The following is a 24,681-nucleotide window of genomic DNA, read 5'->3' as shown; positions in this document are numbered from 1 at the left end:
TGTTCTCACGAGCGAGCGGGAGCAACGCCGGTCGTAACGCCGCGCTCGTCATAACGCCTGTCGTCCGCTGCGATCATAACAGGTGCGGCCGGCGCCTGACAGTCGCCGTAGCGATCGGGTTACAGTGACAGTGCCGGGCTGCAAACTCCGGACGCCGCCGCGAGCGGCGACCATGCAGCACGGCGATTGCGCCGGGTGCTAGCCACCCCATCGCTCAAACGGATTATGACCCGGCTCAGGTTGATCATCGTAGTGCGGCATCGGCTGAGGGCGGGCAGGCGCTGCCGGTGAATAGGCCCAGGCCGCAGCGGGCCCTGTCGTCAAAACACGCGCAGACCGAGCCGTTGCATGATGCCGATGCCCCTGCGCTGCCATGGCGGTACTGACCGATGCCGAGAGGACAATCAAAACGCTCAAAACCAGACCCGATCGCATGGCAATTTCTCCGATGGACCCATGGTGAGGATTCAAGTGAGCCTCGGTCCTCATCCTCGCAATCCGCGACAGCCGCACGGGCGGTCACATCCGCGGCATCATGCGCGGGCTGTCGGGGAAATCGTGCGGATCTGCAAAGCGTTGCTGGGAGCCGCTGCCTGTCGGATATCTGAATCGGTGCGTTCTTTCCACGACTTGCGATTGCCTGTGTCTTTGCAACGTTGGCACTTCACCACCTGCGTCGTCCTTCTTGAGCAATCCTTTACCTTCGCAGTTCTTGTCTCTCTGCTTCTTCTTGATGTTGGGGGCCTTTTTCACTGGCCATGAGAATCTCCTGCTGAGAGAGGGGGAGGCTGGTGGGTTGCATGAGCTTGTGGCGGCAAGAGCGATAGTCCGTCTGCGCTTCCGCTTCGCTCCAGCTACGCCGGACACCACGCTTCGCCCTTCGTTCTCCGCGCTGCTGCGCCACGCGTAGCCCAAAGGGCGAAGCGTGGTGGGCCCGGCAGGACTCGAACCTGCAACCAGACCGTTATGAGCGGCGGGACAGCGGCTAGCTTCGTTGAATATGCTAACTTTTTGTTGGAATCCGATCGAGTTCGTTGCGCCGCGGCCGGGTCGTTTCTGGTGCGAAACTGGTGCAGCGGCGCCTGCTCATGCAGACGAGCGGGGCTGACCTCGGCACGGCCTCCGTCGCAGGACACCATGCGGATCGACTTTACCCTCTCAAGGCTGAAACAGGGGTTCGATTCCCCTAGGGAGCGCCATTTCTTCCTAACTGCCTGACATCGCTGGCACTATTCGGTGCAGCTTCTCCGTTTGCTACGTCTTCGTGCTACGGGAAGCAATGAATGCCGCGTGTCTCGCACCTAATCAGACGTAACGGAATCTACTGGCTCAAAATCGATCTGCCTGACGACATCGCAGGCCAGCCGTTGCCACCCTCGATTCCCGACAACATCAAGCGGCTCGAAAGCCCCGTTCGACGTGGCCACCTCAAGACCGCTGTGTGGTTGTCTTTGAGAACGACGGTGGAGCGAGAAGCCAAGCAACGTCTCGGTGTTCAAATCGCGCAACATGCAAGCGTGTTCGAGGTCGCGAGGGCCTTCTTGACCAACGGCGAACATGACTCCCCGGCCGCGACACAAGGGAGTTGGCTTGAACTTGGCTCGGTCGGTCTGCTTCATCCGGCATCGGCTCCGAGCCGGATCGTCAGCTCAGGGGCGGTAGCGACCGGGCAAGGATTGACGATAACCCAAGCGTTCGATTCTTGGTCGCGAGGTGGCAGCGCCAAGGGCACAAGGACACCGGCTCCGAATACGATCACCGAGGCTGACACTGCCCGCCGTAGGTTTGTTGAGCTGTTCGAAGACTTGCCCATACACCACATCAACAAGGGACATGGCCGTGAGTATCGGGAGGCGATCTGCCGAATACCCAAAGGTCTTCCCGCAGACATGAAGCAGCTTACGTTGCCGGACCTCCTACAACGCGATCTGAGCGGCTACGAACCGCGATCTGCAACGACCATCAACAAGTCGCTGACCCTGCTTGGCGCAGTGCTTGCCCGTGCTGAACAGGATGGCCATTTCGACGGGACAGGATGGCGCAATCCTTTTGTCGTTGCATTCGACATCGATTCCGCCGATGAAGACTATTACGAGCCGTTCACCAAGCATGAGTTGAGATTGCTGGCGGCGAGCCCAATTTTCGCTGCCAGTGTGCGTCCGACGCGGGGGCGCGGCGAGACCGCAATGTGGGCACCGTTGGTAGCTCTGTTTCAAGGTGCCCGCCGAACCGAAGTAATCCAGCTATTGCTTCAAGACATCGCCAGAGACCCGGACACCGATCTGTGGACGTTCCGTTTCGACCGTGAAGGCGATAAGAGAATCAAGACCCTATCGTCAATCCGGCGTGTCCCGATCCATCCTGAACTGGTGCGCCTCGGCTTCCTGTCATTTGTGGAGGAGCGTCGCAGGGCAGTTGGCCCGCTGTCGAGCCTTTGGCCCGGATTTGAAGATAGAAGCAAGTTAGCAAGCCGCGCCAACAAATGGAGCGAGTGGTTCAACGGCTACTTGCACACCATGTCGTTGATGATCCCGTGAAGAAGTTTCATTCGTTCCGGGGCACGTTCAAGCGTTTCGGCCGCGCTGCCGGGGTTGACGAGGTCGTGATCAACCACCTTGTCGGTCATTCAAACAGCAGCGTTGGAGCACGGTACGGTCGGAAGCGCGATGCTGATGGAATTAGAGATACGGGTTATCCGCTTACTCGACTAGCTATTGAGATTGCTAAGGTGTCCTTCGACGGCCTTGATTTTGTCGATCACCGCTGAAGCGCGATTGACCGGAGTCCCTTTGCGAGGGTGCCTCCGGCAATCGTTTTGATTCTTAGAAATCAGTCGCCACCGAGGGCGTACGAATGAAGCAACCTACGCGCCCGCGTCCCGCGCCCGGCATGAAGTCCCAATGCCCTTGTTTGATCGCTTCCTTGACCGCAGGCTTCGCGAAGAAGCGCATCCTGTTGTGTTGCAGATCAACCCCAGTTGCTTCCTTTACCTCCGGCACTGTGATGATGTCAGCCTGTGTCCCGTACAGCAACGCGACGAGTGCCTCTGTCCCCCCGCGTTGAAGTCGCAGACCCGGCTCGTCCATGATCACGGTCGCGCCTGGAAACATTCGGTCTTTGTGGCGAATGAGCCGGTCAAATTCTCCAGTGACGTAGAGGCGCTGCGCACCGCAGACGCCATCTGCGTCAATTTTGCGGGCGTTTCCCCTCATGGCCATTTGCTTCAACCACCGGCATAGGTCACCCTCTTGCAAAGTAAGCAGAGGTCCGTCCTTCCGATTCCAGCATTGGTACGGTGCAAGAGAGCTCTCCGTCGCTTGTTGTTCTCGCCAACCTAATCCGGCCGCGACCATTGTCCTTCTTGGCTTGTGGAACTCGCCAAATAGGAACACGGCAGTTGCGTCTTTCCATCGGTTCGAGCCTATGCCCACTCCCCAATGAATAAAGCAGACCTGCCTGCCTTCGAGGTCGTAAGGTTGCGAGAAGTCGCAATTAGAGGGCAGATACTCATGATCGAGAAGAGCCTTGTGGGTCGTAATAAGGATCTGTTCGCCTGGTCGAGTATGCTGCTTTGCTGTATCCAGGATCCATTGGGCGTAAGGTCGCGCTTGATCGGCTCGTTTAGCAACATCACTGATCTTCAGCTTCTTGCGCTTACCAGCGATGATCAAAGGTTCTGGATCGATGTGAGTAATCGTAAGTTGACGAAAATCGACTTGAGGTACGACAACCGGGCTGCGATGCTTTGCTATTAGCGACAGGCCGTCAATATCCGCCGTTGCATCAAGGATGATTGTTCCGGGAGTGAGCGGCAAGTTCATGTCATAACCGACGAATCTTGCGCCATTGCCATAAGCATCGTAGCGGGCCAGGAAGGCGAACCCGTTTGCCAAGGCCCGAGCGAATCCGAAGACTTGCTTCATGCGCTCATCACGCGATTTTACATATTCGTTGGCTCTTGCGGATGCGAACCAAGCCAAGTCCGTGGCTTCGGTGTGGGGCAGAATATCGAACACGGATTTGCTTGATGCAGATCGCCAAATCGATTCAGCGTAGTCGTGTAGCTCGGTCAGACGAACCACAGGTTCGAAAAACGAGCCGTGCTCCTGTGCAAGCCCGTCTCGAACCGTCTTGATAGCGCCGCTGTCGGTATCGAAGATGCTGACACCTCAAGCCGCTCATCGATGAATGTGAGTTTTCGCGGTTCGCCTTTCGGGAGAGCGAGCCAGATGCGGTAGCACTCGGCTCCCATGGACCGGGCGTCGTCGTTGATGCGCTTTTTTCTACTTCGATCCTTGCACTTCACCGAGCAGTATTTCTTGCGCGTCTTGCCGCCGCCAAAAGCGTCCATAACGTCCCCGCAGATGATGCAGGCCGTCTTACCGCTCCTCAAAAGCTCAAGCCGCTCGGCTTCTGTAAACCCCTTGTCACCCACGGCTAACAGTCCCCACCCCGTGCATTGGGCTGCTTGAAGGTCTGAGGTCTTCCCTTCGCCGATCGGGTGCTGCTGCTGTACTTGGCCATGGCGGTGCTTTCGGGAGAATGATTCGAACAAATCGATGAGTGGCCACCGCGAGAGTCCGCGCCGCCTTGAGAGCAGCAGAACGAACGCATGACGGTTCCTTCGCTGGCCGCACCTTTTGCAGCCATACCGTGAAAAACGGACGAAGATTGCTACGACGTGGCACCGCCGCACGTGGGCGCCAAACGGTTTCTAATCGATTTGGACGCAGGCAAAAGTTAAAATTGCGTAATCAGTTACACTAGCGTAATAGTTGCGCAAGTGGAAGCGGCGGGAACCGGAGCTACGTCGCAGATTCCGCAGAGTCGATCTGTGACTGACCCTGGCGTGTCGTCCCTCTTGTTGGGCCAGTGCGACCCAGCGGCAGGACCTGGGATCGGTGGATTACGAGAAACCGAATGGCGATTAGTTTGGGCTGAGGGTTCCTCGCACTACGTCATCGATAAGCCCTGACGTAGTCCCGGTATCGGTTTCAGATAGTTGCACCTCGTATTTCCCGTTCCAAATGAAACAGCCAGCATGAAACGAAATGCCGCCCTTTTGGGTTCTGTAGTAGGCGACCACGCGAAGGCCCTTCAGGAGAGGATCTTGGTCCACCTGGGTCTGTTGAATAGCTTGTCGTGAGTCGACCAATCCACGGGCGGTGAGATAGTCATCTACAGCAGCTCTACACGACGTTTCGTTGGCGGGATGCGTCAATACGAACGAACTTATGACTCGATAGTTTTTCGACGGCGCAACACCAATCTTTTCTTCCCGATCGCCTTTCACCTCTTTGTATTCGCATTCCCAAGCTGAGCATTTTCCTGCTTGAAACCGAGTGCTCCCAATCGGAAGAAGGTCGCCAAGATTATAGCTCGGCAGAAGCCGCTCTTGATTTGCCGGATGAATACTTTTCTTACGGGCTCTTAGAATGAGTTCAATAGCGTCGGGTTCGAGCGTCACTTCCAACTCACGAGCCAAAATACTTAGTGCAGTCGCAGTGCTGGCGGTATGTCGTTTGGTAGTGGCTTCTAAGATCGTTGTGCGGCAAGCATGTACGATAGCTTTAGCGATCACATCCGCCTGACTAATGCCGTCGTCGAGTTCTGTTTGTTTTTGCGAAAAGCAGGCCCGGACCGCGCCGCCCAGCGCATGGGCGGAGTCACAACTTCCGAAATTGGCGGTCAGAATCAGAAGGAATGAAGCGAATTTTTTGCCCATAGCTGCCTCTTGATGCACCGAGGCAACTGAAATCAGCTCGCCGATGAGGTCTGGGTGCAGATGTCCATGGATGGTACGGCTGATTTTGCTAGGCTGGCGCTGCCATGAATTCCCGCCAGCCCTTCTCTCGAAGCCGGCAAGCGTCGCATTGGGCGCACCCGTATCCCCAGGGGTGCCGCCTTTCCCTGACCCCTTCATAACATGTGTGGGTCTCTTCTCGGATGAGTTCAAGCAACGTGCTGCTGCCAAGATCGCGAGACAACCTCCAGACGCCGGCTTTGTCGAGATCCATGAGGGGGCACTGTATGGACCATGAGAACCCAGTTGACTCGTTGAGCGCTTTTTCTATCGCGCTCATAGCCTGGCGCCGGCAATCCGGGTAGCCTGAATACTCGGTCTCACTGACTCCGCAAGCCAACACATCTATTCCGCGGCGGAAAGCCACGCTTGCGCTCAACGACATCATAATGAGGTTCCGACCGGGAATATATTTCTTCCTCGAAAGCATCTCGCTTCGAGATGCGTCAAACGTCGGTATGTTGCCCGCGATTTGACCCGCTAGATCCAACGCTACTATGTGATCCGGTCCCAGCCGACAAGCCATATCGGGAAATAGGTCGACGAGGCGAGACCGGAAAATGGCACGCTGCTTCATCTCTACGCTGTGTTTTTGGCCGTAATCAAACCCTATCGTTTCAACCCTATCGTAGTTATTGAGCGCCCAAGCTACGACGGTTGCGGAATCTTGTCCGCCCGAAAATAGAACAAGTGCGGCCGATGCACTCATTGCTGTTCCCAACGCCGTTGTCGAATCCAATCACAAGCGGAATCTACATCGCGAAAAATCTTACGAAGCGCACAATCGATCATGGGATTATCGCCGACAGGGAGCAGTGCCCGGACGTCCGTCTTCAAGCCGAGGCAAAGTTTGCCGCGACTGTAGGCATATCCAAGTTCAAAGCACGCTCCTTCGTCGATTACCCGGCCGTCCATAACAAGTAGAAGAATGTCGCATCGATCAATCGCGCGGATGTCGGTCGCAAAGATAGAGCTCTTAGCTTCTTGGACAGACATGCCGCTCGCGATGAGGTCAACGAGAAGAGCGCCGTCCTCTTGAGGCAGATAAACGTCGGCAAAACCCATCAAACTGTCGCGGAGCAGGACGTTCCACTGCCGCTCTTGAGGCGAAAAAAGCGGACCAGCAAGATAAACGTTGGGACGGTTAGAGATCAAAGTGCTCCGTCCCCGTCAATAATCTGTTCGAGGCGCTTTGCGAACGGAAACTCTTGGTAATCATCAAGCAGGATTTTCCTGGCTATCGCCTTGGCGACTTCCCCAGTAGTGAGGTGGCTTGTATCGAGCACTTGCCCATCTTGAATCTGGTAGATTTTCCTAAGAGCCTTATCCTGATTTTTAAGCGTCTCCAACTCGAAGCCGAATTTTCCGTCGGCCTCTTTCGAGGAGCTACGTTGCAACAGGCGCTCTTCGAGAGCGTCGGGCGACGCCCCTAGGAAAAATAGATGCCCATCCTCGAAAGGCTTTTTGTATTGTTCAATCCGGGTCTTTAGTTCAAGGGCCTTTCTCTTGATTTCGACCTTGTCCCCATTCTTCGAGAATGCGAATAAGTCAAGGAAAGCGCGATCCATGATGCGTATGCCCGAGTTGGGGCGCATCATATTTCTATTTTTCTCGATCAGCCTAGGGAAAAGGTAGTCATCGACAATCTTCTGTTCATCTGGGGTTAGACTCGTGTCGTCCTGATACATTTGTTTCGGGACGCGCCCGCTGAACTCTTCGAATGTTGTGAAGCAACGCAACGCATCGATCGTCGAACTCTTTCCCGAGGCGACGGATCCAACGATGTAATACTTTCTATGCATGGTGCTTTTCGCCCCCAGCGCGAGAAGCATCTCATCGAATTGGGCCGCCGACGAAGCGTTCAGGATATCAATGAATTCCTTATGTTGGGCTGTGGTCAAGAATATCGTGATCAGATTGTAAACGTGAAGATTCACTTCGAAGATGTCAGCTCGGACCTCCGGCGATCTAGGGCTGTCATCCAATTCGTGAAGTACAATAAAGTGATGGTTGGCGGGATTTCGTTTCGCGCTGGATCTGAGAATATTCTTTAGCGAGTTGTCGCTCAAAGAGAGGCCAAGCAAAATGAAGGTACGCACTGCGAACTGATTGATGACGTATTCTGCGTTGTGAGAATTTGGAGAAAGCATCACATCAGCAAATGCGTCCTCTGTTAGCACTACGTGCGCACTGCTGCGGCGGGGCTGGTCGCGAGGTAGACTGCCGTTGATATGGTATATGACCGGAGCGTGCTTCCGTGTTTCGACTTTTGGATGATAGATGATCTCGGGATTAGCAATGGGAGTGTCAGGCGCGGCAACTAGAATGTCCTCGACATGCGCAGTCACTGCTTGATCGACGATATCGTCGAAATTCAGGGTCACAGTGAAGCCCGATTTGCACACAAGACTGGCTAGGCCTTTTAGATAGATGTGCTCTTTAGCAATGTCTTCGAACGTTTTGTCGCCGACATCTCTGTACAGGCACTCCCGTATCTTCTGTTTCCACGCGGAATTAACGCGATATTCGTGAAATCGGTCGGCAGGGTTGTCCGCGGCCTTGGAGTGGTCCGCGTGGTGGTGCCGATAGAGGATTTCAGCAAGAAACGTCTCTGGGAAACGCTCCTTCTGGTGCTGCGATAAAATTTTTTCCGAGATTCCTGCTGCCTCCGCTAAACGGCTGACCAGCTTGCCCCATAATGGCACTTTTGCATCGAACGACACGCCGGCACCCAATATCAGACCTAAGCGCCTGTGTTCGGATGCTCGCTGCCAAAGATGCGTAAGCCAAAGCGGCAGCCTGGGCTCTTCTTGGATGGCGATAGCGAGGGGAGTTTCGGTAGGCATGTACTGCTCCGCAGCTAGCGGTGACTATTCTTAACCAGATAGGCCTCAAGCAAGGTCAGGAACTTCAGGTCGTAATGTTCTCCGACATCTCGAACGTTCCATAGGCCTGTTTCTTTGATGCTTGGCTTGTCAGAAAACCGTCCAAGCCAATCCGCGCTCGCAGGCTCGATTGGACAAAAGCCCTCTGTGAACATCGCAATGAATTGGCGTTCTATTGTTGCCCTCATGCTGCTCTTGCCGGCGGTGTCAATCACCGGAATAGCGAGGACTCGAAGACTTCCGATATAACTGGAGACTCTCGCCTCCAGAGCCGCCTCGCGATCGGTAATCTCCCGAGGCGCGGATTGTCCTTTGCCCCAATCTGGAAATTGATCTTGGAGATTCTCTCGCTCGATGATGGCCCGTCCAACGTGAAGGCGAAAAACCGAGGCCCGATGATTGCCTTGTCCAGCTCTCGTGCCAAAATGCGTTCGTAGCCGATTCCGAAGCGTGGCTGTCGATCCTGCGGAAACTCCGTGCGTTCCAACTCGAACAAGTCGTGGGATATTGTTCGAGAACTCGGTGGTCTCTGTCTCGTCAAAGAAGAAATACACACCGTGCGTTGGAAGGTCGGTAGCCAGTAGGTCGCCTAAACGAGGCGGTGTCCGCGATGCTGCCATTCTCTCGAAAAGTTCGTACGCCTGTCTAACCGCCTCACGCCGTCGCTCAATCCTAATAGCCTCATTCAAGAACGAAAGACGCGTCCCTAAAGAAAGAGAGCGCATTGGTGCAAAGTAATTCAACGGCTCGCTGCTGCCCGCCTCGACAAGCGGTGCAAAATAATCGTCTCCGGCGAGAACGATGAACTGCTTGCGCGGCAGCTCGCGTAATTGCCGGTCAACACGCTGGGCCCAATCCTGCTTTTCCTTTTTGGTGGCTGTCTTGAGTGTTTGCTCGTAGGGCTCGATTAACTCATCAGGGTGCAGCAAGCCGTACTTGGCCGACAAAATATAGAAAGGGACTCCCCATAATTCAGCCAGCTGAACAGATTTACGATACAGAGGAGACACATACATGTCCCGGGCAATGTCCCGATGGCCACCCTTGCTTTTACTGCAGGAGATAAGCGCAAAAAAACGCCCTACATCGGGACGAATAGAAGCGGCGCTGGTAAGCGCTAACCGAGCCAGGGACGTTGGTTCGTCGGGTGGTTTCATTGGACGTTGGGCGCGGGATGCAGCTGTGGAAGAGGCGAATGATTTGCCGGGTTCATCAGCGGGTCTGTGGTTGCTGTGCATTGCCGCCAGCAGTCGACACATTGTCGAAGTCAAACGGAAATTCATTCGTTTGATCTTCTTCGACCTTTGCCTGATCGGGAGTCTTCAGCACTGACGCCTTCAGTCGAGAAATTCTCTCCTGAATCTCCTCGGCGGACACTTCGATACGAAGCTTCTCTTGCACAAACCTAAGCCGCGCATCGCATTCTCGAATCAGCTCGGCCCACGACTTAATCCATACTCTGTGATTGGGCTTATCAATGAATAATCCAGCGGGGCGGTTCTCCTGTGTGATGCGCTGCCTGACAACGTCGTCATACTTGGTCGTCACAAGGAAGAAGTGCCATTGAGTGGAGGTGTTTATAAAATCCGGCTGAGCTAGAATCGCATTAACATAGTCCTCAAGCTGATCGACTTCTTTCCTGCCTATCTCCAAAGACGGACGTTTCAATTCGATCAGCAAGTATTCATGATGCTTGGCGTTCTCTCCAGGGACCACTCGTCCCAAGAATGAATCGATTCGGCCGATCCGTCCGTCCGGCTTACGTACCTTAGCGCCCCGCTTTCGTTTCAAAGAAAGTTCCGCCGATACGCGGTCCATAATCTTCGTTAGGCCAGCCTCGGCCATGGTCAGGTGAAATCCCTCACCGAAAATCCATGTATTGTCTCGGACGAGCGCGTCGAGCTCGCCTCGTTCCTTGATGGTGGTGCGGTGCCTAGGCTCAAAAACAATCTCGCGAAGAACCTCTAGCGCGACTATGCGGTTGGCGACCAAGCCGGAAGCTGAAATGATGTTGCCTAGCTCGGTTCTCTCAAGAAGTTGAGAGAATTCATCCTGCCGGACCTTTGGAAGATTAAAAACCGCTCTCAAAATCCTTGTTACGGACTCTGGATTGTTTTTTAGCGCTTCTTTGAGGAGGCCCAGGGCAATCTTTTTTAAGGGATTGTCGGCCTTCTTGAAGTCTTTAGAGTATGAAACTGCGGCGTGAGTGGCTATATCGAAAACTTGCCGTTCGTGCCGCTCGATTTCATCGCGAGGGTCTCCCTCGTAGGGATAGACACCGGCATCCTTCAGCTCCTGAATGAGCTCACCGGATTTCTCTGCTTTCCGAGCACGAAAGTAGTCCCCTAGGGTGTCGCGAATGTACTCAAGTACTTTGGCAAAGGCCGGATCTGTTAGTCCGCCGTCGAACTCAAGAAGATGAGCTTTGGCAATCTCGTTAAAGAATGGTGAGTAAGCGTAGGCCGAGAAGGTGAAGTCGGGTGCCGTGACACTCGCAGGAAGAGAGCCTAGGACAACGCCCGCTTCTCCACCGAAGTAGATTTTTCGTTCGGCAATATGCGACTTCCACTCGATAACACGCAAAGTGAGGTCGCTTACTGTGCGGTCCGGGCATATGATAGGCTGAGTAGGAAACTGATGGGAATGCTCGATCGTCTTTGCTGGATCGACCGGACGTTGATCGTAGGTGATCTTAACGTCAGGGTATTGCAATATATAGGGTGCAAAGATGGAATCAAATTCTGATCGCGCATCTTCGCCGCCGAGCCAGTCGAATGTATTTTTCAGCGGTGAGAGTTCAACGACCGTTCCCGTTGGTTCCTCATTGGAGGTAGGAACGGGCTCTGTCACCGAACTGTTCTGAAGATGGTCGGCGCTGATTTCGATGGTGATCTGAAAGCGGCCTTCGTCGGTCTCGTAGACCGAGGTCCAGCGGGCTTTCTGTGCCAGCGAGTAGAAGCGTAATCGGCCTTGGCCTTCTTTTCCGTGGATCGCCCGGCCACGCTTCGCCGTCCGTGAGGCGTGCAATTTCCAAGACTCCCCAAGACTCTCGAAGTCGTGCTCCGCGCGGCTCTGTGAAATGCCCGAACCATTGTCACGTATCACAATGGCGACGATGCCGCCGAGTGATGTCCGATCGAGATCGACGCTGATCTCAGTGGCGTCGGCATCGAGCGCGTTCCAGACATACTCTGCAATAGCTTTGATGTTGTCGCGGGTGCTCGCGACCCTCTGTAGATGATCGTTTTTTGCCTTGAGAGTTAAGACGACCATTGTGATTTCATGGGTGGCTCGGGGCCATTGTGAACAGCCTGAAAATTGGAATGAGACCGTAGGGCGGGCAAATCGCTGATATATTTCTAGCAACGTAAAGTCGTTTCTTCAAGGAAGACGAACCCTGCACTTTGGCGGCGTCGCATCTCGAAAGGCTGATAGGGAGGCATGGAGATGAAAATGCACAATGACATGCCGCATTGCTCCGGTGCCGCCGGCCGCTATAGCCGCGCCATCGTTCGGGCCACTTGCACAGCCGCCCATACCGCTGAACCGCGAGGAGTGGGGATCCCCCGTTCGGTCAGGGCCCTAGCAATCCCGCTGAGTGACTTAGTCCCGCTGGATTGAAGCTCTCGAATAATGTCGGCAAGGTCCGCTGCCCTTTCATTCGCCCGGGTTATCTGCGCCTCTCTGCCGGCCTTCCTGGCAGCGCGAGAGAGCTGAGCCCCTCTATCACCGCCTAGCTTGACGCCTCGCCTTTTAGCTGCTGCGAGTGCCGCCCGTGTACGCTCTGAGATCACACGGCGCTCCTCGTCCGCGACCATAGCCATGATACCCACGGTGAGCCGGTTAGCGTGGGGCATGTCAGCTGCAACGAAGTCAACTCCGGCTTTCTCCAGTCCGAGCAGAAAGTGCGCATCGCGGGAGAGCCGGTCGAGCTTGGCGATGACGAGCTTGGCGCCGTAGACCCGGCAAGCCTGGAGCGCCTTGGCAAGCTGCGGGCGGTCGTCATCTCGCTTTCCGCTTTCCACCTCCGTAAACGCTGCCGCGAGCGACCATCGACCACCAGCGAGATACAAGCGTACGGCCTCTTTCTGCGCCTCCAAGCCGAGGCCCGATCTGCCTTGTCCCTTCGTTGAGACCCGGTAGTACGCGACAAACACCCCTTCGGTCATGTTATTACATCCCAATCAACGAACGTTGACACCGATGTAAAGGTAGCTTTCGCGGTAGTCAAGTTGGTCATGGACCGGAATGGCCCCGAAGGTATGGATGGTCCTGGGCAGCTTCTCTGCTAGCCCGAGTTGGCCATTGGAGACCGTTTGCATGGGTAGGCTGAGACCGCCGGGATACCGTGATCTGAAGAAGGGGGACCGCCTCGTCCTTATCAATCCAGATAACACCCGCCGGGTTGTTGAGGTGACAAGCGTGGGTGAGGGGCGAGCTTCCGGCCGTGCTATCGGTCCTCAGGGACCGGAGGGCAGAGTGCGTGCGATCTCAAGCGCGACCATCCTTTGTAGGGAAGGCGAGCGGGAAGTCAGATGCGCTGCCAATCTTGTTGCGGGTGATCTGGTCTACACGCCCTCTCACAGGAGTGGAGTTCAGTACGGAAAGGTGGTTGTCGGTAAGAATGGTGGGTTGGGCCTCCTGAGGTGGGATGAAAGCAAGCAGGAATGGCTCAAGCGTCCCCAAGACATCCTCCACGATGCGCAGTGGTTCGCCCACGAGAGCGAGCCTAGCGCCTTGGATCGTTTCTTTCAGCGCATCAAAGAGGACCGGGAGCGATGGGAGGCCAGCAGCGGCCGCTCGGGCTTCCGCCGTGTTGACGGGAGCGATGAGTATCACTGGCGGGAAAAGCAGAGGCGGTGGGACCTGAGCACACCGAATCCCACCTACTTTCGTCCTCTGTCGAAATGGGAACGAGGCGAATTTCACGCCGAAGCTTCCAACTCGCTCATCGGGGTCGAAGTTGCGGCAGACGAGAATGGCGTCATCTTGACGCGCTTTTCGGAGACAACACACTCTACCCGGCCTACCGTCGAAGCCGCATCGGACAACGGCAATACGCCGGGCCAACCTTCGACGACTAAGAGCACAGTTGATGGTACTGCTGTCGATGGCCCACCGGGTCATAGCGCGGCCCCAGTGGGGGGGAACTGGCTCACGCGAGGATGGCGTTACGCGCTCAGATTTTTGCTCAAAATCTAGAGCCCAAACAGCGCAACTGGTCCCAAATTAAGTCCCACTCAACGGAAGAAGGGCGCGGGCTTGGTCCTGTGCATTCTGTTCGGCGTTATAGGGAAAAGATCTTTTATCCAGAAATCTTTAGTTCCACGCGCGAATAAGTCACGCACAGAAGCCTCCTGATGATAGGGAGCTGTGAAGATTCGTTGGGTGGCGAGGGGCCTGTGGACGGCAAAGTCTATCTGATTTCGAACAAGAGGAACTCGAAGGTCTATGTCGGTATAACGAGACGAACCACCGACTACCGTCCCTACAACCACGTCAAAACGGCCGAGGCGGGCAAAGGGTCAGCCGGTTCGTTGCAGCAAGCGATCCGAGACTTCGGAGCAGGCGCGTTCGCAATAAAGTTGTTAGCGACTGCTAAGACCCTTGCCGAGCTTGCGTCCCTGGAGGTGCATTACATCGGCGTTTATAATTCTCTCGCTCCTAATGGCTACAATCTGAACAGGGGAGGGGCCGTTCAGGAGGGCCGTCAACTCAGGATCGTTGAGGGCGAAGAATACTGGAGCTTGGCGGAACTTGCGGATGCGTACGGTATCCTCCCGATCACGCTGCAGAAACGTATGCAGTCTGGCCGCTGGACCATAGAACAGGCCGTGGGAATTGCGCCACCTCCTAATCGGGAGATAGGAGGCAAGGAGGTGACAATCGGCGGGACGCTATTCCCGTCCCTGTTTGCGGCATGTAAGCATTATTCAGTGGACAAGCGTATTGTTGATATGCGCATCAACCGGATGGGCTGGTCGTTAGACGAAGCTTTCGGCCTCAAAAACCGAAACACCAACGCCATCGTTGTCGCTGGTGAGGAATTTGCGAGCAGGCTGGAAGCGTGTCGCGCATACGATCTAAATGACAAGTTGATCGAGAGCCGATTACGAGGAGGGTGGACTATTGATCAGGCATTCAATCTTTCGGCTCACCCTTCTTTGAGAGAAAACAACCCAGCCGAAAACCACGTAATTCGATCGAATACGAAGGGAAGCTGTACCGAAGCTCGGCAGAATTGGCCAAGGCGTTCAACATAAATGCGTTTACGCTTGCATACCGGCTCAGACAGGGGTGGTCGTTGGATGCAGCCCTCGGCAAAGAGGCCGCTCCAGAGCGCAATGAGCGAGTAACCTCGTTCGAAGTCGAAGGAAGGCGCTATCGGGGGGCAGCGGAGCTATGTGCTGCCTATTCCGTGTCCGTCAATTCCTTCCGGTCTCGCCAGAAGGCAGGATGGACGCTGGGCCAAGCCCTCAACCTCGATCCCGCGCCCTCTAGAGCCAAGGTCGCCTATCTTGTCACTCGTCCTAGTGGCGAAACGGTTTTCGTCGAGGACTGGACAGCGTTTGCCGCTCGGGAGGGCCTGCCGCGCAATGGGAGCGCATTGAGAGTCGTGGCTTACCGCGACAAGTTGCATAGCTGGAACGGGTGGGGCTGCCGTAAGATTGACCCAGCTTCCGAAGATCCTGAGACCGATCCTTCTGACTAAGTTGGCGAGATCGGCACGGTCCTCAACGGGTGCTGGCTATCTTACGTTGCTACGTTTCGCTGCTACGTTTTGTCCATTGGTAGACTACGTGGACGAGAAGCTGCGGGGAGCAAAGGGCGAAGGAAGGGCGGTTTCGGCCGCAATCTCGCTAGCAAACGCTCCCTTCGTCTAGCGGTTAGGACGCGGCCCTCTCAAGGCTGAAACAGGGGTTCGATTCCCCTAGGGAGCGCCAGTAATTTCAACACCTTAGAGCTTTCAACGAAAAGTCGTCGAATATCCGTTGAATAAGCGCCGACGAACGCTGGCGAACTCCCGCACACCATTTCCCGATCGGATCACCTAGCTTTCCGTCATAGTCGATACCCAACGCGAAGCGCGAAGCGGATCGCGGTCAGCGCCACCAGAAGGTGCCGGAGTTGGCGCTGCGATCATTCTCAGTGCGAATTTGCCGCTACGTCGCGCCTGGGATGACAATGTATCCCGCTTTCACTAACGTTCTCGGGCGGTGCTTTCGATGCCACGTGAATCACCCCCGGACGCCACTTGGCCGCATTCTCTGATCGGTCGTGGCGAGTTGGGCTTCTACCGCATCATTGGGAAGTGCGGCCCTTCTCGTTGAGGGGTTGACGCGATCGTGCGGAAGCTGTGCGCGCAATGGTCGCTGCTGGTGCCAGCATTGTAGAACATGATCCGCTGCTCCTCAGTGTGTCGTTGGACATCAGTAGGCCGTCGGCCATGGTCGTTGGAAGTCCGGTAGATCGCGGATCAGCCTCGCGCGAGCAGCGCCTCCGGCGTTGGTCTTGTGTGAAGCGCAACCCATGCGCCCCCGCGAAGTTGCGGAACGCTGCCTTGAGCGGCGCCTACCGTAAATTGTCTCGCCATCATTACCGATATATCGGCCCCGATCCCGAGCACGGTACGCATTGGAATATTAATGAGAAAAATTGGCGGCTAAGTATTCGATCGTTGTGCGAAGTGCGTCAATATCATCAGCCGATCGACCTCAGCCAATGTTCTGTCCATCTCGATGTTTCATCCGGGATCACCGGTCACCTCGGTAGAGCCTTGTGTCTGATTTTTCGCTGCCACGATTTTGAGATACTCATTCATGAACTCGATCGAAGTCTCCATCCGCCAGTCCAGGTAAGGCTCGAAGTTGGAGACCAACTCCTGGATTTCGTCATCGGACATGCCCATCGCACCAAGCAGGCAAATCTCAAGGAACAGGTGCGCCTTTTCTTTCAAGATAACTGCGTCTCGCGACCACAGGAAGTCTTTTGTAAGTGTCTTCTTCCCTCCATAGTGCGTGAGGAAGTTTCGAACGTCTTTCAGCAGACCCATGTCGTCGTCGCCGCGACGAAATAACGGCGTGAGACTTCTCGGGTATAGAGAGAACAGCTGCTTTAGCCGATCAAGGAGTGTCACCGCTCCAACGAACTGGATACTGTCGCTCAATTCCTTCTGCAACGAGGGATCGAGCGTCTTTGGAATAGCATCACGCAGCGCCTTAAGCGTTGCCTTTCTTGTTACGTCGTCGGGAAATCGGTCTGCTTTATAGAGCTCACGATGCAGCACCTCCAAGGCTTGCAAGTAGGTCAAGAGGTTCGTGTGCACATACGCGGAATCTTGATAGGCCGCACCGGAAAAAATCAAGATGGCGAGGTCGATCTGATCGTGTTTTTGCCTCCAGCCTCTTAAACGTTCCTCGATCTTGTTACTGAACGTCGATTGACGGAATAGAGTATCTCGCTCTCTGCGGACGCGCGGCTCGGCAATCTTACGCCCAGACAGAAGAAGACCGAAACGATCGTAGCCGCGCGATGTGCGGCGCAGCAGATAGACCTCGTCGGTATACGAGGCTTGCCGAAGGCCAAAGGTTAGAAAGCTCTGCCATATGTGCAGTTCTTGAACTATCGTTTTGATCGACAGCGCGGCCGGAGAGATTAGCTCGATGGTGTTTCGTTCCTTCAAGGTCACTTGCTTGGAGTTCTCGAATTGGCGCGGCCCGGCATACTCCGAAAGAAAGCGCAACGAGCTCCCGTTGCCCAGGTCATATCGTGGCGTCGCCCGTTCTTGAAAGGCAACGGTCAGGCTCCCGGTTGCCAACTCGTTGGGTGTCGTATTCTCGTGGTGGCCGGTAAATCCGGTCGCGTCGCACCATTCATCTAGGCCGGTGAGCTTGAAAATCGTGCCGTCGAACAACACCTCATCCTCACTTGCGATGTGTCCGCCAACAAGCACCGTATGCGTGGCATACTCTGCAATCGTCTCTTTCAATGGGTCTTTGGGATACGAATGGCTTGGCCCCCGTCTCAGCGCCGCGTCGAACACCGTAACGTTATAAGAATAATCCGCCTCCAGACGACCATAGAAAGTGGGTTGCGTCTCGCCGGTAGGAAGCTTGGCAAGATGCTCTTGAGTGCCGTCCAGAACCAGTCGACCGTTGTTGTCGTCGCGGATCGTAAGTCGTCCCTTAAAAATATCTTCGGGCTTCCCAGGAAGCCACCATGCGCCTACCAACGGCTTGTTTCTAAACTCGTCCATAGATCCTCGCAGATGATGCACCATAGAATCGGATATTCTGGCGACAAAAGCTCTTTCAACAAGGGGTTCTTCAAGGCCCATCGTCACGGCCGAAGTGAATTTCGGCTTGGAATAGCATAGACTGTTCGCTTTCGTTCTCCCTCCACAGGCCCCCCGAATGCCTCCTGCTAGCCTCAACGTTGAAAACTGGCGCGTTGCGACACGCAAAGAGGTGGGAGATTTTCTTAGTGCCAAGCGAGACCGAAGGCCGTCCGGGGCGTCTTCCATACTGGTCGTGCGAAAACATCTAAAGCCAGTAGATCTCTATGCCTACCTTCGCGCTCGTTTTGGCGAACCAAACGGCTTTCAGAATTTTCTTCGCCGCGACAGCAGCGACAATCTCGTTCATTGGGATTTCAATATAAAGATCGACGAAGTCGATCTCTATTTTGCTGGTGCATCGCGCGAGATACAGATCATTATCTCCGAACGGCTGACCGATAGCGATTGGAAGGATCTCATTCAGGCGATTAAGAGGGACTTCGCCCGCATTGCCGCCAAAAAATCGGAGATGCTGCACTCGTTCGAGAAGTATTTCGTATTTCAGAACAAGTACGTTAGCTTAGCGGGCCATTGTGCCGATCTGCATGCGGAGATAGTTGAAGCTCCACCTTACGAATGGCCGGCAATTAATCCAGATAAGGACGGCCTTGAAGCGGCCAAATCTTCAATGACCAAAGTGAGGGAGCGGGCTGACAAGCTCTATCGCGCCAGCCTCATGCTTCGACTTCTCACGCCCATCATGGTTGAAGCGTTCATCAACATGGTCATTTTGTTTTTCTGCAAGGATGCCGTCCGGCTGGATAAAGACCGATATCGGGCCTTTATCCGGGCTTCTATACCAGAGCGTCTGAAGCTCCTTAGTGAGCATTGTGATGGGTTCGAACGCCGCGTTGACGTATCCACCGAAGCCTATGCGACGTTTATGCGGGTCGTTAACAAGCGCAACTTCGCGCTACATGGTAACGTCGATCCGGTGGCCGAGCGGATTGAAACGGTATATTTCGAAGGACGGCGCCCGCTCTTTGTGAATCCTGGCAACAACATTCAAACATTCTTTGAAAATCTCGAAGCGTTGCATGCGCCGAACGAGGTTCTTGCCGAATACGAAGGTGTTCACATCTTTCTGACGGAAATAGCCGAGTGCCTCTCGAAACAGCACCGGATATTCTTCGATCAGGTGATTTCCGATGCTTACCCGGGATACTACGTTGCGAAGCATCGCCCGACGCGGATTCTTCCAGACGCCGTCGTACAGGGTATGATGCCCTGCGCTCATTATGATGACGAATTGGACGTTATTTGGTAGCTCCGAATGGAGGCAGGATGGATTGCGAAGCGAAGAAAGCGAGATTCCTTGAGCTACTCAATGAAGGGCACGAGGAGCAAGTTTATCAAACTTTCTTAGAGCAAAATACGCATCTTATTCCGAGAGAGTTCGTGCAGAATCACGGCATCGGATTAGGTCTTGTTCTTCGCAAGATTCCATTCGGGGCCGATTACAAAACAGACTTTTTCTATTTTTCGAAAAGCTCGGACGACTGGAATGCCGTTTTCATCGAACTGGAAAAACCCACGTCTCGGTTTTTCAAAGGCAACACTAACGAATTCCATGGCGATTTTCTGCGTGCGCAGCAGCAGATTAATCAGTGGAAAGCTTGGTTTCTTTCGGATCAGAACAAATCTGGCTTCTTGGCCACAGTGAGCGCCATTCAGGTCCCACAGCATATGGCCCGAAATCCGACCTACAACAAATATGTTCTCGTCTTCGGTCGTCGCGCGGAATACGCGGGCAACGAAAATCGTAGGCGGCTTGTAAAGGCCGCCGAAACTGACGATTTCAAAATCATCACGTTCGACAGTCTTGCTGAGGGTCTCAACCAAAAAAAGGAGCTCACAGTGGGTAGTCGGCACAATCAGTTCATCGATATCCTCTCCGACGAGATCACGGATGCGGGGATGTATGCGTGGATGGAGCCGACGCAGCTTCGCGTGAGCAAAGCGCTTCATGCAAAGCTGAGCAAGGGTGGATCCAATCACTTCGTCCTGGGCGATGACGGCCAGCGGCAAGAAGCGCTCAGCCGGGCCGCATCGCTCGTCCGTGTTAGGCCTAACTGATCTTGGTGTTCTGGACAGCGCCGAATCAGCAGTCCGGCGAGCCGATCATATCCTTCGTCGTAGATGGGGAAGGGTGTCGTTCGAAACGGGCGGGCTCGAAGCACTCGGGCTAGCTCCCTGCAACTTATTGAAGCACAGCAGTTTTTCTATTTGACGCCCCTCGAGCATGGCAAACGCCGAGTGGCCCGCGTTCTCGCCAAAAAATATGCGTGGTCCCCGGAGCGTGGGCTAGAGTTGCGCGCGCGATATGCGTAATCCAGAGTTGAATGCTGGAACCGCTTTGGGTTGGGGGGAAGAGTGCCATTCGCGGATTGGTGTGAAGAACAGGAAGAGGCCGTTGGCAACCACAACCTCACGGTCCTGACGAGCATAGCCGCAAGTCGTGAGGTCGGCCGGGACGCGACTGCGCTTTGTGTACCAACACACTACGCGTCGGAAGAACGCATTGCGGATCTACTTCAGCGCCTCGGCAAACCGGCGTCGGCCGCCTTTATCCAGCAAAAACTTCCAGAAGGCTCGCGTATCCGATCCGGCGACCTCGGGGAAATACTGGCCACGGAATACGTCGCCGAGAAAATGACCTTCACCGTGCCTATCAAGCGTTTGCGATGGAAAGACCATCGCGAGATGGCGATGCGCGGTGACGATTTACTGGCGGTCCGCATTCCGGACGATGGCAGCCCTCTCGATTTTCTAAAGGCAGAATCAAAAAGCCGCGCGCAGCTTCAAACAGATGTCGTCGCTTCAGCCCGAATATCCTTGAATGCCGACGGGGGCCTGCCATCACCCCACGCTCTGGCGTTCGTTGCTGACCGCTTGCGTGAACTAGGGCAAGTCGAGCTTTCCAATAAGATTGACGACGCCCAGCTTGCCGATGGCATTCTTCCCGATCAGGTCTGCCATCTATTGTTCGTATTCACTGGCAATGACCCAACGAATTTTCTTCGCACCGATCTCCAGCAGTACGCCGGTACGATGGAGCAATTTAGCGTGGGCCTGAGAATTACCGGCCACGCGCAATTCATTGAGGACGTTTACGAGAAGGTGATTGCCGATGGCGACAACGGTTGAGGAACTGCAAAACAGTATCCGCCAGGCCGTCGGACCCGGCTTCCGCGCCCGATTGCTCGATCGTGGTGAAGCGAGATCCATGATTTGGCAGGACGGCGTGCTTCCACCTGGCTCTCCTGCATTCACCCCAACGCTCTCATATGACCTGCTGTCCTACGCTTATTCACTGCTCGGAATGGGTTTGCGCTTGAAGGAAGCAGGGGGCGATCAAGTGATCGCGCGCCAAGCATTCGAGTATGCAGGCATGGCTCTTGAAGGCGTACTTTTAAAAGGGGTACGAGCTGATGACACGCGCAGTTTCCACTACATTGTCGCTGCCGGCGCATATCACCTGGGCCGGTTTTCCGCGCGGGCCTACTCGCTTCTGTCCCACGGGCAGCGGGACTCCTCGTTCTCCCCGATAGAGCGCTGCCTTGCCAGCCTAATCCTTCGGGATTTGGCCGCCCTAGAGTCCGAAATCATTGCGTGGCGCATTGATGGTCCCGGCACGGACGAAAACATCGCGCAGTCCCTCCAAGATGGTTGGGACGCCGCGACAGAAGGCGAGCCGCCAGATCCCGAAGATGGCTCTTATGTCATCGATGCCCTTGGTGCAGCGATTATCGACAATTTCCTTGCCGGGATGGGTCTTTTCTTATTCGCGGTGGAACGTGGTGAACAGGAATACATTACCCAGGCGATTGAGCGCCTTCGCGTAGGGCTGCAAATATGCACCGAAGTAAATCTACTACCTCAATGGTGGACGTACCGCCTTGCCATAAACATCATTGATGATCTGTGGTCATCCAGCTTCCATGCACGTCTCCCCTTGCTGCCGAACACACCCGATGAGGCGCGCTGGGCAGATCTGAGAAAACTGTTCATTTCCCTTTTGTATCGGCGACCCCGGTCGGAAATTGATCTCTGGCCGTCCCAAATTGATGCAGCCGCAAAAGCCATAAATGAAAGCAACGATTTGGTCGTCTCCCTTCCGACGAGCGCAGGAAAAACGCGTATTGCCGAACTCTGTATTCTTCGCTGTTTGTCCGCAGAGAAGCGCGTAGTGTTCGTGACACCACTTCGGGCCTTGTCCGCTCAGACTGAGAATACCCTACACCGCACCTTCGGGCCTTTAGGCAAGACAATCTCGACCCTCTACGGAAGCATTGGCACGAGCGATTTTGAGACGGATGCACTCGGCTCGCGAAACATCGTGGTTGCCACACCGGAGAAGCTCGACTTTGCCCTGCGAAACCAGCCGTCGCTCCTCGACGATGTCGGCCTCATCATTCTCGACGAAGGTCATATGATTGGACTAGGCGAGCGCGAAGTGCGCTACGAGGTTCAAATCCAGCGCCTCTTGAAGCGTCCCGATGCTGATAATCGACGCATCATTTGCCTATCCGCCATCTTACCCGAAGGCGACCAACTTGACGATTTCGTTGCTTGGCTCAGCAACGATGACGGGCAGAGCCTCGTCAAGAGCGCATGGCGGCCGACGCGGCTACGATTTGGCGAAATTATATGGTCGGCAAATCGTGCCCGTATGAATATCCATGTTGGAAATGAGAATCCGTTTGTTCCCGGCTTTTTCTCGTCGCGAGCCCCTACAAGGGGGCAACGGCGCAAACTGTTTCCCTCCGATCACCGGGAACTGGTTCTGGCCACGACGTGGCGGCTTACGGATGATGGACAAACCGTCCTGATTTACTGTCCGGAGCGTAGGTCGGTTGAGCCCTATGCGACCGCGATAGTAAAGCTACATGGGTATGGGCTATTGCCGTCGCTGCTCGGCGTGAACGAAAACCATATCGCTGTTGCTCTCGCTATCGGTGCCGAATGGTTGGGCGCTGACCACGATATCTTGAAATGCCTCAAACTTGGCGTGGCAATCCATCACGGCGCACTCCCCACCCCGTTTCGGAAGGAAGTTGAAAAGCTCCTTAGAGACGGCGTTCTCAAGGTTACAGTATCCTCGCCAACCCTCGCCCAGGGTCTTAATCTCTCGGCGACAACAATTGTGATGCACGGCATTATTCGGAACAGAGAGCCCATCGAGGCCTCGGAATTTCGTAATGTCATAGGGCGCGCCGGACGAGCTTTCGTCGATGTGGATGGGCTCGTTCTGCTTCCATTCTTCGAGCCAAATGCACAGCGCTCAGCCCAATGGGAAACCTTAAAAGCGGGCGACCAGGGCCGCGAAATGGAAAGCGGCTTGCTCCGCTTAATCATCTCTCTCGTACAGCGCATGTATTCGAGTTTAGGAGGCGATCTTGCTCAATTGCTCGAATATGTCCTCAACAACGCGCAAGTTTGGGATTTTCCCACGGTTGCTGGCGAGTCGGCAGAGCGCAGAGCCGTAGCCCTACGCGACTGGGAACAGTATTTTGACCACGCTTGATACCGCCATCTTGAGCCTCATGGGCGAGAACGAAGTGCCCGACGACGAAGTACCTACCCAACTCGACGCTATCTTAAGCTCATCATTGTGGGAACGACGGCTCACTCGAAGGCGTGAAGAAGTGCAGCATATATATAAGAGCGCCCTCTTAAGCCGCTCCAAATTTCTCTGGCAAAATTCCACGTCGACGCAGCGCCGAGCTTACTTCTTGGCGGGCGTAGGATATGAGACCGGCAAAAAGCTGGATGAAATTGCCCCAAATGCCAACGAGCCGCTGCTGCAAGCGAACGGAGCGGTCCTCACGGGCGACAACGAAGGGGCCATAACAGCTATTACGGCACTGGCCGAACTTCTCTTCGACATTTTGCCATTCAAGCCCAACGTTCAGCCTGCCAACTGGCGCGACATTCTTCGCGCATGGCTCCTGGGGGAGCCTATTGCGGTGCTGGCGGAGAATGATGCGGATGTCCTGCGATTTGTCGAAGAGGCCCTGATTTACCGGCTACCGTGGGGAATGGAGGCTATCCGCGTTCGCGCCCTTGCATGCGGCGACAAGTTTGATGATGGAACGGACCTAGATGATTATGAGCTCAGTCTTGCAGTGCCAGCTATCGAGACAGGCACGCTGAACAGGTCCGCCGCAATCCTCATGCAAGCAGGCTTCACGTCGCGCCTTGCGGCAATAAAAGCGATCACCGATACCAACGCCTACTTCGATACGTCCGAGGGTCTTAAAGAGTGGCTTCGATCAGACGAAGTAACAGCTCTTTCCCGAGATGCGGCATGGCCGACCGAGACGAGCCATGCCATTTGGGTGGGCTTTCTATCGAGTTACGTTCCGCAAGATCGCACCGAATGGAAATCATGGACCTATTCGGATAGCGCAAACTGGGTGGATAGCAACAATCCCCCTCCAGCCGGCACCGCGGTTCGCATTGTGAATGCCCAGGACGGCGATACATTTCAGATACTGTCCCCGGACCATGAACTACTGGGATCGCTGACAAGCCCTCTTCATACGGAAAGGAGTGGTCTGCTGCGCGCCTCTGTAAATGGAGATCGCACGAGGATTGAAATGTCATATGTCGGTCCGGCCGACCTCGTACCCAGCCAGTTGGAGTAGGACGCT

Annotated in this window: 19 protein-coding genes and 1 tRNA gene; 9 read left to right on the top strand and 11 right to left on the bottom strand. The window is 55.0% G+C overall.

Annotated elements, in window-relative coordinates:
- Nucleotides 1–519: 519 nt before the first annotated feature.
- On the bottom strand, nucleotides 520–753 hold the full coding sequence (locus ACVIIW_RS03045) for a hypothetical protein (RefSeq protein ID WP_456699385.1): 234 nt from the start codon (nucleotides 751–753) through the stop codon (nucleotides 520–522).
- Between the two features lie 530 nt (nucleotides 754–1,283).
- Here ACVIIW_RS03045 and ACVIIW_RS03040 point away from each other — a divergent pair.
- Together ACVIIW_RS03040 and ACVIIW_RS03035 are read left to right on the top strand one after the other, a co-directional pair.
- On the top strand, nucleotides 1,284–2,537 hold the full coding sequence (locus ACVIIW_RS03040; protein WP_456699384.1) for a hypothetical protein: 1,254 nt from the start codon (nucleotides 1,284–1,286) through the stop codon (nucleotides 2,535–2,537).
- Nucleotides 2,534–2,767 (top strand): hypothetical protein, encoded by a 234-nt coding sequence (locus ACVIIW_RS03035; RefSeq protein ID WP_456699383.1) that lies wholly within the window; start codon nucleotides 2,534–2,536, stop codon nucleotides 2,765–2,767. Before ACVIIW_RS03040 ends, ACVIIW_RS03035 begins: the two co-directional genes overlap by 4 nt.
- A 55-nt stretch (nucleotides 2,768–2,822) precedes the next feature.
- On the opposite strand, the gene ACVIIW_RS03030 is transcribed toward ACVIIW_RS03035, so the two are convergent.
- The 9 genes from ACVIIW_RS03030 to ACVIIW_RS02990 form a co-directional block, all read right to left on the bottom strand.
- Complete coding sequence (locus ACVIIW_RS03030; protein WP_456699382.1) at nucleotides 2,823–4,016, bottom strand: hypothetical protein; 1,194 nt, start codon at nucleotides 4,014–4,016, stop codon at nucleotides 2,823–2,825.
- Between the two features lie 53 nt (nucleotides 4,017–4,069).
- Nucleotides 4,070–4,435, bottom strand: a complete 366-nt coding sequence (locus ACVIIW_RS03025; RefSeq protein WP_456699381.1) for a hypothetical protein — start codon at nucleotides 4,433–4,435, stop codon at nucleotides 4,070–4,072.
- 492 nt (nucleotides 4,436–4,927) lie between these two features.
- Complete coding sequence (locus ACVIIW_RS03020) at nucleotides 4,928–5,923, bottom strand: hypothetical protein (protein ID WP_456705357.1); 996 nt, start codon at nucleotides 5,921–5,923, stop codon at nucleotides 4,928–4,930.
- A complete protein-coding gene (gene queC, locus ACVIIW_RS03015) occupies nucleotides 5,814–6,512 on the bottom strand; it encodes a 7-cyano-7-deazaguanine synthase QueC (protein WP_456699380.1) in 699 nt (232 codons plus the stop codon). Before queC ends, ACVIIW_RS03020 begins: the two co-directional genes overlap by 110 nt.
- Nucleotides 6,509–6,958: a nucleoside 2-deoxyribosyltransferase gene (locus ACVIIW_RS03010; RefSeq protein WP_456699379.1), complete on the bottom strand. Its 450-nt coding sequence runs from the start codon at nucleotides 6,956–6,958 to the stop codon at nucleotides 6,509–6,511. Before ACVIIW_RS03010 ends, queC begins: the two co-directional genes overlap by 4 nt.
- Nucleotides 6,955–8,649 (bottom strand): SIR2 family protein, encoded by a 1,695-nt coding sequence (locus ACVIIW_RS03005; RefSeq protein WP_456699378.1) that lies wholly within the window; start codon nucleotides 8,647–8,649, stop codon nucleotides 6,955–6,957. The genes ACVIIW_RS03010 and ACVIIW_RS03005 overlap by 4 nt, the downstream gene beginning before the upstream one ends.
- A 14-nt stretch (nucleotides 8,650–8,663) precedes the next feature.
- Nucleotides 8,664–9,845: a DUF6884 domain-containing protein gene (locus ACVIIW_RS03000; protein ID WP_456699377.1), complete on the bottom strand. Its 1,182-nt coding sequence runs from the start codon at nucleotides 9,843–9,845 to the stop codon at nucleotides 8,664–8,666.
- Nucleotides 9,846–9,900: 55 nt separating this feature from the next.
- Nucleotides 9,901–11,961 (bottom strand): ATP-binding protein, encoded by a 2,061-nt coding sequence (locus ACVIIW_RS02995; protein ID WP_456699376.1) that lies wholly within the window; start codon nucleotides 11,959–11,961, stop codon nucleotides 9,901–9,903.
- Nucleotides 11,962–12,182: 221 nt separating this feature from the next.
- The gene (locus ACVIIW_RS02990) at nucleotides 12,183–12,857 is read right to left on the bottom strand and encodes a recombinase family protein (RefSeq protein WP_456699375.1); all 675 of its coding nucleotides are present in this window, start codon (nucleotides 12,855–12,857) and stop codon (nucleotides 12,183–12,185) included.
- Nucleotides 12,858–14,090: 1,233 nt separating this feature from the next.
- Between ACVIIW_RS02990 and ACVIIW_RS02985 the strand changes: the two genes are divergently transcribed.
- Nucleotides 14,091–14,951, top strand: coding sequence for a GIY-YIG nuclease family protein (locus ACVIIW_RS02985; protein ID WP_456699374.1), 861 nt, complete (start codon nucleotides 14,091–14,093; stop codon nucleotides 14,949–14,951).
- Nucleotides 14,952–15,557: 606 nt separating this feature from the next.
- Nucleotides 15,558–15,632, top strand: a tRNA-Glu gene (locus tag ACVIIW_RS02980).
- Between the two features lie 800 nt (nucleotides 15,633–16,432).
- Here ACVIIW_RS02980 and ACVIIW_RS02975 read toward each other — a convergent pair.
- Nucleotides 16,433–17,944 carry an ApeA N-terminal domain 1-containing protein gene (locus ACVIIW_RS02975; protein WP_456699373.1) on the bottom strand — a complete coding sequence of 504 codons (1,512 nt, stop codon included), beginning with the start codon at nucleotides 17,942–17,944 and terminating at the stop codon, nucleotides 16,433–16,435.
- Nucleotides 17,945–18,101: 157 nt separating this feature from the next.
- On the opposite strand from ACVIIW_RS02975, the gene ACVIIW_RS02970 reads away from it, so the two are divergent.
- The 5 genes from ACVIIW_RS02970 to ACVIIW_RS02950 all read left to right on the top strand — a co-directional run bounded on the left by ACVIIW_RS02970 (nucleotide 18,102) and on the right by ACVIIW_RS02950 (nucleotide 24,675).
- Entirely contained in the window at nucleotides 18,102–19,292 is a 1,191-nt protein-coding gene (locus tag ACVIIW_RS02970) for a hypothetical protein (RefSeq protein WP_456699372.1), read from the top strand.
- Nucleotides 19,293–19,309: 17 nt separating this feature from the next.
- The gene (locus ACVIIW_RS02965) at nucleotides 19,310–20,101 is read left to right on the top strand and encodes a Shedu immune nuclease family protein (RefSeq protein ID WP_456699371.1); all 792 of its coding nucleotides are present in this window, start codon (nucleotides 19,310–19,312) and stop codon (nucleotides 20,099–20,101) included.
- A 297-nt stretch (nucleotides 20,102–20,398) separates the two neighbouring features.
- Nucleotides 20,399–21,172: a Hachiman antiphage defense system protein HamA gene (locus tag ACVIIW_RS02960; RefSeq protein WP_456699370.1), complete on the top strand. Its 774-nt coding sequence runs from the start codon at nucleotides 20,399–20,401 to the stop codon at nucleotides 21,170–21,172.
- Nucleotides 21,156–23,552: a DEAD/DEAH box helicase gene (locus ACVIIW_RS02955; RefSeq protein ID WP_456699369.1), complete on the top strand. Its 2,397-nt coding sequence runs from the start codon at nucleotides 21,156–21,158 to the stop codon at nucleotides 23,550–23,552. The genes ACVIIW_RS02960 and ACVIIW_RS02955 overlap by 17 nt, the downstream gene beginning before the upstream one ends.
- A complete protein-coding gene (locus ACVIIW_RS02950) occupies nucleotides 23,539–24,675 on the top strand; it encodes a hypothetical protein (RefSeq protein ID WP_456699368.1) in 1,137 nt (378 codons plus the stop codon). The genes ACVIIW_RS02955 and ACVIIW_RS02950 overlap by 14 nt, the downstream gene beginning before the upstream one ends.
- The last annotated feature ends 6 nt before the right edge of the window (nucleotides 24,676–24,681 follow it).

It is taken from the genome of Bradyrhizobium sp. USDA 4449, assembly GCF_054056275.1.
The sequence above is the reverse complement of the archived record's forward strand: the minus strand, read 5'-3'. Positions and strand labels throughout refer to the sequence as shown.